Here is a 13,489-nt window from a genome sequence, read left to right as displayed (position 1 = left end):
GGGCCCCCGTCGGATTCCGTCGCGCGGACGGGCGCGCGAGGCCGGGACCCGCCCCGGGTGCCACGAACGGCCCCACATCCTCCGCCCCGGCCCGGACACCGGATGTCACGGCGGCGCCGGGCCTCCGGCCCCGGAACGGTGCGCGCGGGTGGCGCCGATGGCACCGGTCGGCGCTCCCTGACATGCACGGAGAACGGCACCTCCCTAGCATGAGTGCGTACTTGTCACAGTTCTGACGGATATGCCGGGCTACAGCGGAGCGAGGCAGTGATGGCCGCAGAGGATGCCGCACCCGGGGAAGACCGGGCCGAGGGCCTGAAGGCGAACGCGATCGGCTTCGTCGACGCCCTGGTCATCGGGCTCAACTCCACCTCCCCCGCGTACTCCCTCGCGGCGGTCATCGGCCCCATCGTGGCCCTCGTCGGGATCTACGCGCCCGGGGTGATGTTCGCGTCCTTCGTGCCGATGCTGCTGATCGCCTCCGCCTTCTACTACCTGAACAAGGTCGACCAGGACTGCGGCACCACGTTCTCGTGGGTCACCCGCGCGATGGGCCCGTGGATCGGGTGGCTGGGCGGATGGGCCATCGCGATGACCGGCGTCCTGGTCGTCGGCTCCCTCGCCGACGTGGCCGTGAGCTTCGCCCTGCTGGCCGTCGGACTCGACGGATGGGTCGACAACGCCTTCGTGCGCCAGCTCCTGACCGTCCTGCTCATCATCGTGATGACGGCCGTGTGCGTCATCGGCACCGAGCTGTCCGCCAAGGTGCAGAACGTCCTCATCCTGGCGCAGGTCGCCTTCCTGCTGGTCTTCGTGGCCGTGGCGCTCTACAGCGTCTACGCCGGCACGAGCAAGTACGACTCCGTCGAACCCTCGTTCAGCTGGCTCAACCCGTTCGGCGCCGGCGGCGCGGCGCTCTCCGGCGGGCTGCTGCTCGGCGTCTTCATCTACTGGGGCTGGGAATCGGCGGTCAACCTCACCGAGGAGGTGGAGGACTCCGAGACCGCACCGGGCAAGGCGGGGCTCTGGTCGACCGTCATCCTGCTGGTGACGTACGTGTCCGTGGGGTTCGCGGTGGTGGCCTACGCCGGTCCGACGTTCCTGGCCGAGAACGCCGACGAGGAGGAGTTCGTCTTCGCCCAGCTCGCCACGGACGTCCTCGGCGGCTGGGACTGGGTCCTGCTGCTGGCGGTCTCCACCTCCGCCATCGCCTCCACCCAGACCACCATCATCCCGGCCTCGCGCACCGCGCTCTCCATGGCCCGCCGCCGGGCGCTGCCCGCCTCCTACGGCCACATCAACCCGCGGTTCCGCACCCCCGACGTGAGCACGTGGTGGGTCGCCGGCATCGCCATCGCCTGGTACCTCGTGGTCAACCAGATCAGCAGCAACGCCCTCTTCGACTCGCTCACCGCGCTCTCGCTGCTGATCGCCTTCTACTACGCGCTCACGGGCGTCGCCTGCGCGGTCTACTACCGCCGCCACCTCCTCGAGAGCGTGCACAACTTCCTGCTGATCGGGCTCGGCCCGCTGATCGGCTCCGGGCTGCTGGCCTGGCTGCTGGTGAAGTCGGTCGCCGACATGTCCGATCCGGCGAACTCGTACAGCGGCACGTCGTGGTTCGGGCTCGGTCCGCCACTCGTCATCGGGATCGGCATCACCGTCGTCGGCATCGTCATCATGTGCGTGTGGCGTCTGCGGGCACCCGCGTTCTGGGCGGAGCGCCCGGGTGTCGTCGACCCCGAGCTGGTCCACGGCAAGGAGACCTGAGATGTCGGTCGTGCTGGGTTACGACGAGTCCCCGGGCGCCGCCCGCGCGCTGCGCATCGCGATCGAGGTGGCCGCCGCGTTCGACGAGCGTCTCGTCCTGGTCTACGGCGCCGCCGCACCCGGTCCCACGGGTGAGGAGTACCGGTCCCACTACGAGGCGATCCGCCAGGCGGGCCGCACCGGCCTGGAGCACGCGGTCACGGAGGCCGACCGGGCGGGTGTGGCGAGCGTCGTCGAGGTCATCGACGCGAAGCCGGCGCAGGCCCTGATCGAAGCGGCGAACCGGCACTCGGCGCGGGTCATCGTGGTCGGCAGCTGGGGCGAGAGCCCGATGCGCGGCGCGCTCCTGGGCTCCACCCCGCACAAGCTCCTGCACCTGTCCGACGTCCCGGTGCTCTGCGTACCGCCCGAGGACTGACCGGCACCGGCGGGTGCGGGCCGCGGGCGGGCCGGCGAACAGGACGGTCCGGGTGCGCCGGACGCACTGATGGACAGGTCGCCGAACCGCCGGGTGCACGAGCGATGAGTTCCGGCCGCGTCGACGGTCTGCTCTGGTGTAGGTCGAACGATGGAGGAAACAGACATGACCGAGCCCGAGACCCGGACCCACACGGTGGAGGCGGACGGCGCCACCGTGCACTACGACGTCCGGGACGCCCGGACCGGCGGCGCAGGTGCCGGAGCCGGCGAGCCCGTACTGCTCCTGATCGGATCGCCGATGGACGCCAGCGGGTTCCGCACCCTGGCCTCGTACTTCCCCGACCGGACCGTGGTCACCTACGACCCGAGAGCCGCGGGCCGCAGCGTGCGCACCGACGGCGCCGCGCAGACCACGCCCGAGGAGCACGCGGAGGACCTGCGTCTGGTGATCGAGGCGCTGGCCGCGGGACCGGTGGACCTGTTCGCCAGCAGCGGCGGCGCCGTCAACGCGCTGGCGCTGGTGGCGCGTCACCCGTCGCTCGTCCGGACCCTCGTCGCGCACGAGCCGCCGACGGCTCAGGTCCTCCCCGACCGGGAAGCGGCGCTGGCGATCTGCGCGGACATCCACGCGACCTATCTGCGCGAGGGGACGGGGCCGGCGATGGCGAAGTTCATCGCGACGGTCGGCCGCAAGGGCCCGTTCCCCGACGAGTGGCGTGAGGAGCCCGCGCCGTCCCCCGCCGACTTCGGTCTGCCGACCGAGGACGACGGCTCGCGCGACGACCCGCTGCTCGGGCAGAACATGCTCGGCTGCACGGCCTTCCGGCCCGACTTCGCCGCGCTGCGGGCCGCGTCGACGCGGATCGTGATCGCGGCCGGCAAGGAGTCCGAGGGCGAGTTCGCCGCGCGGGCCGCGGCCGAGGTCGCGGCCGCCCTGGGCACTCCCCTGGCGGTCTTCCCGAGCCACCACGGCGGGTTCCTGGGCGGCGAGTTCGGCCAGCAGGGTGCCCCCGCGGAGTTCGCGGAGGCCCTGCGCGAGGTCCTGGCGGCGTCCGGCTGACCCTGCCGGGCGAGGGACCGTCCGCCAGGGTCGGCCGGACGGTCCCTCGCCCGCGTCCCGCGGGCCGGCCGGGCTCGGCACCCGGGACGGCGGGGTCGGATCCGGTCGGGCGTGCTCCGGTCAGCACCCGTCCGACAGGCTTGCGACGGGCCCCACGGGACCGGGGTCCGTCGTCTGTTCGGTGAGGCGGGCGTAGACGTGCTGCCAGGCACCGGCGTCGTCGCCGAGCGCGTGGCGCACCACGGCGCTCGCCGCCCGCAGTGCCGTGCGCACCTCGGCCGGTGCGTCGGCGCGGCGGCGGGCGCGGCCCAGATAGGCGAGGACGACCGCGGCGGGGGCCGCCTCGTGGACGAGGTCCCGGCCGGTGAGCTGCCCGGTGCGCAGGAGTTGGTCCAGCAGCGTGTCCACCGGTTCGCGGAAGCGGCCGCCCACGCCGTGCCGCGCCCGGGCGACGGTCAGCTCCGGGCCGAGGGGGACGGCGCGCAGGGACAGGGCGGGCAGGTGGGCGGCCTGGCGCAGCCGGAAGGCGTGCGGTGCGGCGGGGTGACGGACGATCCGGTCCCAGTGCGGGATCGGTTCGCGGCGGTGCTCGGCCTCCAGCACCTCCCACGGCGGGACACCCGGTGTGCTGTCGAGGATGTGGCGGGTGTCGTGCTCGCCCTTCGCCCGGCGGAGCCGTTTCACCAGCCGGGCCGGCGCCAGTTCCTTCACGGCGCGAGCGGCGAGGGGCGCGTGGGGATCGTCGGTGGCGAGCGCCGTGCCGCAGAGGCGGGTCGCGGCGGCGCCGAGCTTCCCGCCGGCCACCAGGGAGGCGAGCCGGACGCGGCCGCCGTGGCGCAGCAGGTTGAGGCAGCCCACCAGTTGCTGGGGCAGGGTGAGGTGTTTGCCCGAGCGGGCGAAGACGAGTTCGATCAGGTCGGGTTCGGCCGACTCCAGCCAGTGCGTGCCGCCGGGGACGGCGGCGCTCGGGTCGGCGCGCAGCTCGGCCGCGAGCCGTGCCGCCAGGGCGCCCGGACGGCCGACGATGCGGCGGCTCACGTGCGCGTCACCGGTGGTACGGAGCACGGCGAGGTCGCTCGTGGGGTCGGCGAGATCGAGGAGCCGGGGCACGGATTCCTCGTCGAGCCACCGGGACTCCTCCGAGAGCACCCGCAGGGCGTGCGGGTCGCGCAGGCCGAGGAGGTGCGCGTACGGCGGGCGCGGTGTCGGCCGGTGGCGCAGGAGGTAGGCGGCGAGGGTCCACGGTCCGTCGGGGCCGAGGCGGGGCAGTACGGCGGCCAGGGCCTCGGGGGTCGCGGAGCACAGCAGTGTGCCCAGCGGCCAGGCCCACAGGTGGTTGCCGCGGGCGAGCAGGGCGAGCGCGGCCTCCGGTGTGCGGGGTGCCGACGTGGGGGCGAACGGTGAGGGGGTGTCGACGACCGCGCACAGCCCGGTGAGCGGGTCGTCCGCGGCGTGCGGGGGGTCCTCATGGTGATGATGGCCGCCGGTCACCAGCCCACCGCCGACTGGATCGGCAACTCCCTGCGCCTGATGCTCACCGACGACCGGTTCGCCGCCTCGCTGGCCGGCGGCTGAGGGCGTCGGCGGAGACCGCGAGGTCCACGTCCGGCAGCCGGTCGAGCAGCACCTCGATGCCCGTCCGGGCGATGGTCTCGGCGACCTCCTGGGCGGGGAACGGGCAGCGGTGCTCGCCGTGGCCGAACGAGAGGTAGGCGTTGTTGCCGCCGGTGAGGGCCCCGGAGTCGGTCCGCACGTGCGGGTCCGAGTTGGCGGCGGCCAGGCCCAGCAGCAGGAGGTCGCCACGGCCGATCCGGCGCCCGCCGAGCCGGGTGTCGCGCGAGGCCCACCGGCCGGCGACGTTCTGGGTCGGCGTGTCCTCCCACAGGACCTCGTTCATCGCCTCGCCCACGCTGTGCCTGCCGCCGGCCAGCGAGGCGGCGAACCGGTCGTCGGTGAGCATCAGGCGCAGGGAGTTGCCGATCCAGTCGGCGGTGGGCTGGTGACCGGCGGCCATCATCACCATGAGGTCCTGGGCGACCTCCTCCACCGTGAACCCGGACCGGTTGCCGAGCATCCGGGAGGCCACGTCGTCGCCCGGCGCCTCGGCCTTGGCGGCGAGCAGCGCGAACATCGACCCGGCCAGGTGACGCTGGCCCTCCAGCGCCCCCTCCTGGCCGTTGATCATGTCGTTCATGGCCGTGACCAGCCCCGGGCCCTGCTCGTCCGCGAAGCCGTAGACGCTGGCCAGCACCCGTACCGGCAGCAGCATCGCGTACTCGGCGATGATGTCGCACGAGCCCTTGCCGCACAGCCCGTCGATGAGCTCGTCGGCGAAGCGCTCGGCCCGCTCCCTGAGGACGAACGGGTCGATCGCCTCCAGCGCGTCGGAGACGACCCCGGCGCGCTCGCGGTGGCGCTCGCCGACCGTGTAGAGGATCGACGGCTGCTTGCGGCCGATCATGGGCAGCAGGGGCCAGTCGTCGGGGATGGAGTCCCACTGGTTCCACAGGTCGGAGTCGCGGGAGTAGAGCACCGGGTCGCTGGTGACCTGGTGCAGTTCCCGGTAGCCGAGGACCAGCCAGGCGGGGACGTTCCCGTCCAGCACGACGGGGGCGACGGTCCCGTGCTCGCGCCGGATCTGCCGGTACAGCTCGATCGGATCGGTCTGGAACCGGGGCCCGCTCAGCGGGACGGGCGGGGAGTCGGGCAGGGTCACGGGGCGGGCTCCGGGATCGGCTGGGGGGTCTGCTGGGGGTCCGGGGCGACGACGGTCCGCAGGTGTTCGAGGAGCGCGATCAGGACCTGCTTGCTGGACTCGCGGGAACGCGCGTCGCAGAAGACCAGGGGGACCCCGTCGGCGAGGTCGAGGGCCTCGCGGATCTGGGCCGGGGTGTGGGCGGGGCCGCCGAAGTCGTTGCAGGCGACGACGAACGGGGTGCCGTGGTGCTCCAGCCGGTCGATCGCGTACCAGGAGTCCGCGAGCCGGCGTGTGTCGACGAGCACGACCGCGCCGAGCGTGCCGGAGAACAGCCGGTCCCAGAGGAACCAGAACCGCTCCTGGCCGGGCGCGCCGAACAGGTAGAGGACGTTGCGGTCGTCCAGCGAGATCCGGCCGAAGTCGAAGGCCACCGTGGTGGCCTTCTTCTCGGTGACGCCGTCGGTGTCGTCGACACCCTCGCCGGCCTGGGTCATCGTCTCCTCGGTGTTCAGCGGACGGATCTCGCTGACCGAGCGGACCATGGTGGTCTTGCCGACTCCGAAACCGCCGACGACGACGATCTTCAGTCCGTTGTCGGCGGTGCTGTGCAGGGTCTGGCGCTGTTCAGAGGTTACGGAGTCCAACGAGCACCTGCTCCAGGATGTCGGGATCGGGAAGGCGGTACGAGACGCGGGGATGCCGTGCGCTGATCCGGCCGGTGTCGTGGAGGTCGGCCAGCAGGATCCGCGTGATCGAGACCGGCAGGCCCAGTCCGGCCGCCACCTCCACCACGGCCGTCGGGAAACGGCACATGCGCAGGATGGTGACGTGCTCGGACTGCATGCCGGGGACGGGATCGCTCTCGGAGACCACGAGGGTCACCAGGTCGAACGCGTCGGATCCGGCGCGGCTGCGGCCACCGGTCAGGGTGTAGAGCCGGTCGGGGGAGTCGTCCCGGCCCGGTCTGCCGCCGCTCATCCCCGGGGCCTCGCGACGAGGTACTCGCCCAGCTGCTCGACCAGCTCCGACATGTTGTGGCCCACCAGCCCGGCGTCGGCGTCCTCGTCGGCGACGAGGGCGAGGTGGGCGCCCTCGCCCGCCTCCACGATGAACAGGATGCCGCCGTAGAACTCGGCCATCGCGGAGCGGACCCCGCCGGTGCCGTCGCCGAACTCCACGGAGGCACCGTGCGACAGGCTCTGGATCCCCGCGGCGATCGCGGCGAGCTGGTCGGCCTGGTCGACGGAGAGCTCGGGGGTGCGGCAGAGCTTGAGGCCGTCGCGGGAGAGCACCAGGGCGTGACGGGTGCCCGGGGTGCGTTCCAGCAGGCCCTCCAGGAGCCAGCTGAGCTTCTCGTCGGTGGTGGTGCCGGTCATTGCGGATTGCCTTCCGGGAGCGAGGAGTTCGAGGACGGCGGCGTCTGCGGGGCGGACGTCCGGACGGCCTGGTCGGAGGATGCGGACGGGGTGGCGGCATCGGCCGCCGGACCGGCCGGGTCGGGACGGGATCCGGCGGCGGAGGAGGAGGCCTCCTCGGACCGGGAGGCGTCGACGGGCTCGGCGCCGGCCGCGGTACGCGAGGGGTCCTCGTCCGACGGGAGCCGTCCGGCCGAGGTGCCCGGATCGGCCGCGGTGCCCCGGACCGCACGGCGGAAGGTGCCGAAGCGCGTCGCCGCCCCGGCCGCGGCGGCACCGCGCGATCCCCCCGAGCGGGCCTTCTCGGCGGCCGCCTCCGGGCCCTCGGGGTGGGCCTGCGCCAGCGCCCGGCCGCGACGGCGCTGCGGCAGGCCGCTCTCACCGAACCGCGGATGATCGCCTGTGCTCTCGGACGCCGTGTCGTGGACGGTCTCCGGCTCGGCGTCCGCCGCGGGAGCGACGGCGTGCGCCTCGGGTCCTGCCGGCGGCGTCGGGACCCGGTCCCGCTCGGTCGCCTGACTCGGGAGTGCCGCGGAGGCCGACACCGCTCGGCCGGACACCGGGGGCAGGGCGTCGGCGACGGCGGGGGAGGGCTCCAACGGCATCCGGGTGATGAGCTCCTGGGGGAGCATCAGCAGCGCCCCGGTGCCGCCGCGGGCCGAAGGGCGGAACGACACGGTGAGGCCGTGCTTGCGCGCGAGGCGTCCCACCACGGCCAGGCCGAGCCGCGTGCCGGACAGGCCGGCCAGGTCCTGGGTCTCCGCGCYGACGGCGGCCTCCGCGCGCCGCAGCTGCACGTCGCTCATCACCAGGCCGCTGTCCTCGACGGCGACGATGATCCCGGCCGGGACCTCCTCGACGTAGACGTGCACCTCGGCGGTGGGCGGCGAGAAGTTGGCCGCGTTGTCCATGAGTTCGGCCAGCGCGTGCATGACGCCTTCGGCCGCGTGGCCGGCGACGGCCGCGTCGCTGCTGGAGTGGAGCCGGACGCGCTGGTAGCCGCCGATGCGCCCCATGGCCCCGCGCAGGATCGACTCCATGACGATCGGGCGGGCCCAGCGCCGGCCGGAGCGGGCTCCGGTCAGCACGGCGACGGAGTCGGCGAGCCGGCCCGCCTGGGCGGTGCGGTGGTCGAGGTGGAGCAGGTCGGTCAGGACGTTCTCGTCGGCGTGCCGGTGCTCCATCTCCCGCAGGTCGGCCAGCATGCTGGTGGCGAGGGCCTGCATCCGCCCGGCGGCGTTGGCCGCGGCCGCCATCGCGGCCGACCGGCCGGACTCCGCGCGGCGCAGCCGCGACTCCAACCGCTCGACCTCGGCGTTCCGTTCACCGGTCAGCCGCTCGATCGCGCTCGCGTGGGCGCGGACCAGCTCCTCGGCCTGTGCGGCCCGGGCCGCTTCCGAGGCGGCCGCCTCCGCCGCGTACCGGTCCCTCAGGGCCGCCGTCGTCTGTTCCAGGTCGCTGGTGCGCCGACTGAAGTACGCCTCCTTGGAGGCGATTTCGGCGGCGAGGGTCTCGGCCCGCCGGCTCAGCGTGCGGGAGGTCCGTCCGTACCAGGTCACGGCGAAGGCCGCGGCGGAGAGCAGCAGGACCCCGCAGGCGGCGAACCATCCCAGTGCGGGTCGGACCTCGGCCGGTGCCGCGGCCGCCGCCGCCGCGGCGAGCGCACCACCCGCGGCGGCCGTCAGTAGGGAGGCGATCAGGGCAGGGCGGAAGGGAGTGGACGACGCCGACATCAACCAGACTCTCGGGAGCGGGCACACACGGGAAGGAGGCCTGACGACCGCACTATAGGTGAGTTGTTGATCAGGTGAGAACTCTCTTGACCGGATCGCTATTCATTCGAAGGCATACTTTGCCGCAGGTGTGAGCATGTGGGTCAGAATGCGCTCAGTCCGGGGCGACGCGGCGCGGATCGACCTCTTCCGCCCACCAACCGGCGGGTGAATCGCGTGCCCTGATGTGTCGTCAACGCGTTGCACGGGCTGATGCCTCGTCATAGCCGGTGCGTTGCCTGCCGCGTCCGGACCAGGGGGAGGACGCCGGGTACGTCCGAGCCGTGCCGAGGCCTCGCGAGACGGCCCGCGACGCTCGGGTGTCCTGCGCGGCACGCTGCCGGGCGGGGGTGAGCGCCGTCGTTCGGCCGCGTCCTCCGACCGCACGACGGCGACATGACCGGCCTGCTCCCCGGCCCGGTGCCGGAGTCCCGCTCCGGCCGGGCCGRGGAGCCCGGGACCTACGGGGTGACGGTGATCTGCTGCGCCGGGTCGGTGGTGTCCGTGACCTTGTAGACGGCGTTGAAGGTGGATGTCGTCGCGCTCGTCGGGCAGCCGAACCCGCCGGTGACCGTGACCGGGACCGAGGCGTTGGTGAAGGTCAGTGTGGACGGGGAGCCGTTGACCCAGGTCCCCGGCACGCTCGCCGCCGCGGTGGGGGCGGCCACGACCGTGCACGAGGCCAGGCCGGACGTGTGGACCACGAGGCCGCCGGTCGGGACGGTCATGGTGGCCGTGACCGGCGTGCCGTGCTGCATGGAGACCGCCCAGGCGCCGCTGGTCGTCACGGTGGGCGTGACGCCGGGCAGGCTCGCGGTGCACGAGCTGTACGTCGGGGCGGAGATCGGCGAGGAGACCGGGCCGGCGGCGTTCTGGTTGCCGGGGGCGGCCGGGACGGAGCCGGTGGAGACGGACACCGTGCAGGTCACGGTGACCGATCCGGCCTTGAGGGTGGCCTTGCCGCTGAGGGTGGCCGTGAACGCGTGGCCGGCCGGGGTGACCGTGGTCGGGCCGGCCAGCGGTAACGGGGCGGCGGTGGCGGAGGCGGCGCCGAGCGTCAGCGCGCCGGCGGCGATCAGCCCGAGGGCGAGGGACGTGTGCGTGCGGCTCATGAGGGGGCTCCTTGGGGATGGTCGTGCGGTGTGGGGATGGTCGCGGTGCGGAGCGTGCGGAGTGTCGTCGTGCCCGGCCCCGCCGCCCGTGGCGGGACCCGACGGCGGCCCGGGTGGGCGTGCCGGTGCCCGGACGGACACGGACGCCGGGCCGTGACAGCGTTGTCGGCTAGGACACCGAGGTCGGATCGGACTCGGCCGAGGTCGGATCTGATTCGGCCGGGGTGGCGGACCCGGCCGGGACCGCGGGTGCGCCGCGCCTGGGGACGCGCGGCTGCCAGGCGAACATCAGGCCGCCGCCGAGGATCCCGAGCAGCGTCCCGATCAGGAAGCCGCCCAGGTTGGAGAGCACCAGCGCCGCGGTGGCGATGAGGGTGGTGACGATCCCGGCGAGGCCGCGGTAGTGCGGAGCGAACCAGACGGACACGCCCAGCACGATCATCACGAGACCCATCAGGACGGACGGGATCCCCGCGACGCCCTGGGTGAGCATGACCTTCAGGGGGGCGAGCGGCAGGGCGCAGATCTCGGCGCCGGCGAGTGCGGCGACGAGCCCGCCCCAGAACGGACGGCTGCGGCGCCATCGCCGGAACCGCGTCCGCAGGGGCGTCAGAAGCATTCCTTCTTGCCCTTGCTGATCTTCAGGTCCAGGCCGGAGAGGGTGAAGGTGCCGGCGTTGGTCGCCCACGCCGTCTGCCGGAGATCGGTGATGCGCACGGTGTCCGCCTGCTGCGAGAACAGGTCCTGCATGCCCTGGGCGTCGTCCGGCCCCTTGTCGAGGGTGGACGCGTCGCGGCCGATCTCGATGTTCGTGAAGCTCGCGTTGCCGGAGAGCTGGGTGGCGTCGACGAAGAGGTTCGTCGCCTCGACCGGGGTCTTCCGGCCGGCCGTCAGGTTGAGCGAGACGTCGCCGATCACCGGGAGCGAGGTGACCACCGACTGGCACAGGCTGTTGAGTTCGGCCTTCCTGATGGCGGTGACGGCGACCGGGATGAGTTCGTCGCGGGCGTTGACGTCCACGCTGCCGTACTGGACGAAGCCCTCACCCTCCAGGCTCTCGGCGGAGACCTTGAACTGCTGGCCGGATACGGCGAAGGAGGCGGCCAGGGCCCCCTGGGCCAGGGCGATGCCCAGGCCCGCGGTGACGGCGACGGCCGGGACGGTCAGGACGGCGAAGCGCCGCCATCTGACTTTTCCGTCGCCCGCGTCGTGCTCCGCTGAGTCGTGCTCCATGTCGGATCCCCTCGCGTGAGTGGGTGCGGTGGAGTGCGAACCGGTCGGCACGGGTGTGATCACGGCGCGCGTGATCGTTACTCGCCGGTATGACCGTGGAGTTGAATGTAAGAGTGCCAATGGTGGTTGGCAAGGTTGCGCGAGTGCCCCCTTTCGGCCAAGTCCTACTGCTCCGTACGCAGGAGTGCGGAGACCTCCGCCTCGACGCGGCGGGCCATCGCGCGGGCGAACTCCGCGGCCACGACCTCGCCTGCCACCGGGCGCAACGCCCCGGCCGCCTCCGCGACGTGATCCAACTGGGCGGCCGAAAGCCGCTCCAGCCCTTCCGGGCCGATGACGTGCTGCCGGAAGAGCGCGACGAACCGGTCCGCGAGCGCCGCGGCCTGTGTCTGCACGAAGTCCCCGGCGTCGAGGATCTCCGCCAGCGGCACGCCCTGCCGTACCAGGGTCAGCGTCGCCTCCAGCAGGCGCCGGCTCGGGAACGTGACGGTGTCGCCGTCCACCCGTACGTACTCGAGGGCCGCGGCCCGCCGGGTGTCCTGGGGCGTCGCGGCCGGGCCGAACATCTCGCGCAGCTCGGCGAGACCGACCGTGACCGGCTCCTCCTGTACCCAGTCGCGCGTCATCTCCCGCTCCACGCCCAACAGTTGGGAGATCCCGCCACCCTGCTCCCAGGCCGCCAGCAGCTCGGCGATCCCGTTCACCGTGTACCCCCGGCCGAGCAGGTCGTCGATCAGCCGGAGCCGGGCCAGATGGTCCTCGGAGTACCACGCGATCCGGCCCTCGCGACGGGGCGGGGGAAGCAGTCCGCGCTCCTGGTAGTACCGCAGGTTCCGGACCTTCACGCCGGCCGCGGTGGCCAGTTCCTCACGGCGGTATCGCGCGCCGCACACGCCCCGGTCGGCCTCCGCCGTCCCCGTCTCCGCACCCGCCGCCGCGCCCGCCGTGCCGTCCGCCGTCGTCCGACCTGCCACTTCGCTGCTCACCCCGCCGAGCCTAGTGCCGCCGGGTGGGCGGCTGCCGACGGATTCGGCCGATGACCTCCGACCCTCGTGATCCGGCCTGCGTGGCCGGGGCACGCCGGTCCCGGCGGACGCACCGCGAACCGGCTTCGTCCGCCCTGGTACGGGTTGCGCGCACCGTCCCGGGCCCGGACGCCTGACCGGCGTCCGGTGCGGGGAAATGCGCTTGCGTCGCAGGGAGCGGTCGCGAACGATCCCGTGCCGTGACGTCTTCTCGGGAACAACAACACGCGGAATCAAGGCCGTTGGCGCTGATCACCGGTGTCGGCCGCAGCGTCGGCATCGGCGCGGGCATCGCCCGGCGTCTCGCGGAGTCCGGCTGGGACATCGCCTTCACCTACTGGACCCCGTACGACGCGCGCATGGCGTGGGGCGTCCAACGCGGCGCGAGCGAGGCGATCGCCGCGGACCTCGCCGAGGCCGGCGCGGCCACCACCGCCGTCGAGGCGGATCTGGCGGATCCGGAGGCTCCCGCCCGTGTCTTCGACGAGGCCGAACACCGCCTCGGACCGGTCACCGCACTCGTGATGTGCCACTGCGAGTCGGTCGACTCGGGCCTGCTCGACACCACGGTCGAGAGCTTCGACCGTCACTTCGCCGTCAACGCGCGCGCCACGTGGCTGCTGATCCGCGAGTACGGCCGGCGCTTCGCCGGACCCCATGGCACCGGCCGCGTCGTCAGCCTGACCAGCGACCACACGGTGGGCAACCTCCCCTACGGTGCGAGCAAGGGGGCCCTGGACCGGATCACCCTCGCCGCGGCGCACGAACTGGCCCACCTCGGTGTCACGGCCAACGCCGTCAACCCGGGGCCGGTGGACACCGGCTGGATGAGCGACGACCTGCGCGACGTGGTCCGTCGCCGGACGCCGCTCGACCGCCTCGGCACCCCGCGGGACACCGCCCACCTCGTCGACTTCCTGTGCTCACCGCAGGGCCAGTGGGTCAACGGACAACTGCTGACGAGCAACGGCGGCCTCTCCTGAC

General features: G+C 73.3%; 14 protein-coding genes. 4 read left to right on the top strand and 10 right to left on the bottom strand.

Going from position 1 to position 13,489, the window contains the following annotated elements; genetic code table 11:
- Positions 1–270: 270 nt before the first annotated feature.
- The 3 genes from EAO71_RS22050 to EAO71_RS22040 all read left to right on the top strand — a co-directional run bounded on the left by EAO71_RS22050 (position 271) and on the right by EAO71_RS22040 (position 3,250).
- Positions 271–1,770: an APC family permease gene (locus EAO71_RS22050; protein ID WP_147979556.1), complete on the top strand. Its 1,500-nt coding sequence runs from the start codon at positions 271–273 to the stop codon at positions 1,768–1,770.
- A gap of 1 nt (position 1,771) precedes the next feature.
- Positions 1,772–2,188 carry a universal stress protein gene (locus tag EAO71_RS22045; protein WP_147979555.1) on the top strand — a complete coding sequence of 139 codons (417 nt, stop codon included), beginning with the start codon at positions 1,772–1,774 and terminating at the stop codon, positions 2,186–2,188.
- Positions 2,189–2,353: 165 nt separating this feature from the next.
- Positions 2,354–3,250, top strand: coding sequence for an alpha/beta fold hydrolase (locus EAO71_RS22040; protein WP_147979554.1), 897 nt, complete (start codon positions 2,354–2,356; stop codon positions 3,248–3,250).
- Positions 3,251–3,370: 120 nt separating this feature from the next.
- On the opposite strand, the gene EAO71_RS22035 is transcribed toward EAO71_RS22040, so the two are convergent.
- The 10 genes from EAO71_RS22035 to EAO71_RS21990 form a co-directional block, all read right to left on the bottom strand.
- Complete coding sequence (locus EAO71_RS22035; protein ID WP_147979553.1) at positions 3,371–4,741, bottom strand: hypothetical protein; 1,371 nt, start codon at positions 4,739–4,741, stop codon at positions 3,371–3,373.
- Between the two features lie 43 nt (positions 4,742–4,784).
- Complete coding sequence (locus EAO71_RS22030; RefSeq protein ID WP_147979552.1) at positions 4,785–5,966, bottom strand: cytochrome P450; 1,182 nt, start codon at positions 5,964–5,966, stop codon at positions 4,785–4,787.
- A complete protein-coding gene (locus EAO71_RS22025; protein ID WP_147979551.1) occupies positions 5,963–6,592 on the bottom strand; it encodes a GTP-binding protein in 630 nt (209 codons plus the stop codon). The genes EAO71_RS22030 and EAO71_RS22025 overlap by 4 nt, the downstream gene beginning before the upstream one ends.
- On the bottom strand, positions 6,573–6,926 hold the full coding sequence (locus tag EAO71_RS22020; RefSeq protein WP_147979550.1) for a DUF742 domain-containing protein: 354 nt from the start codon (positions 6,924–6,926) through the stop codon (positions 6,573–6,575). The genes EAO71_RS22025 and EAO71_RS22020 overlap by 20 nt, the downstream gene beginning before the upstream one ends.
- Positions 6,923–7,324 carry a roadblock/LC7 domain-containing protein gene (locus EAO71_RS22015; protein ID WP_030690508.1) on the bottom strand — a complete coding sequence of 134 codons (402 nt, stop codon included), beginning with the start codon at positions 7,322–7,324 and terminating at the stop codon, positions 6,923–6,925. The genes EAO71_RS22020 and EAO71_RS22015 overlap by 4 nt, the downstream gene beginning before the upstream one ends.
- Positions 7,321–9,096 carry a sensor histidine kinase gene (locus EAO71_RS22010; protein ID WP_147979549.1) on the bottom strand — a complete coding sequence of 592 codons (1,776 nt, stop codon included), beginning with the start codon at positions 9,094–9,096 and terminating at the stop codon, positions 7,321–7,323. Before EAO71_RS22010 ends, EAO71_RS22015 begins: the two co-directional genes overlap by 4 nt.
- 500 nt (positions 9,097–9,596) lie before the next feature.
- Positions 9,597–10,247, bottom strand: coding sequence for a hypothetical protein (locus tag EAO71_RS22005; protein ID WP_147979548.1), 651 nt, complete (start codon positions 10,245–10,247; stop codon positions 9,597–9,599).
- A gap of 169 nt (positions 10,248–10,416) precedes the next feature.
- Positions 10,417–10,866, bottom strand: a complete 450-nt coding sequence (locus EAO71_RS22000) for a DUF6114 domain-containing protein (protein ID WP_147979547.1) — start codon at positions 10,864–10,866, stop codon at positions 10,417–10,419.
- A complete protein-coding gene (locus tag EAO71_RS21995) occupies positions 10,857–11,480 on the bottom strand; it encodes a DUF6230 family protein (RefSeq protein ID WP_147979546.1) in 624 nt (207 codons plus the stop codon). The genes EAO71_RS22000 and EAO71_RS21995 overlap by 10 nt, the downstream gene beginning before the upstream one ends.
- 164 nt (positions 11,481–11,644) lie before the next feature.
- Positions 11,645–12,466, bottom strand: a complete 822-nt coding sequence (locus EAO71_RS21990) for a MerR family transcriptional regulator (protein ID WP_261992277.1) — start codon at positions 12,464–12,466, stop codon at positions 11,645–11,647.
- Positions 12,467–12,753: 287 nt separating this feature from the next.
- On the opposite strand from EAO71_RS21990, the gene EAO71_RS21985 reads away from it, so the two are divergent.
- Entirely contained in the window at positions 12,754–13,488 is a 735-nt protein-coding gene (locus EAO71_RS21985; RefSeq protein ID WP_399753786.1) for an SDR family oxidoreductase, read from the top strand.
- Position 13,489 lies beyond the last annotated feature (1 nt).

Source organism: Streptomyces sp. MS191, from assembly GCF_008042125.1.
In the GTDB taxonomy this organism is placed as follows: domain Bacteria; phylum Actinomycetota; class Actinomycetes; order Streptomycetales; family Streptomycetaceae; genus Streptomyces.
This window is presented reverse-complemented; position numbering and strand designations above follow the sequence as displayed.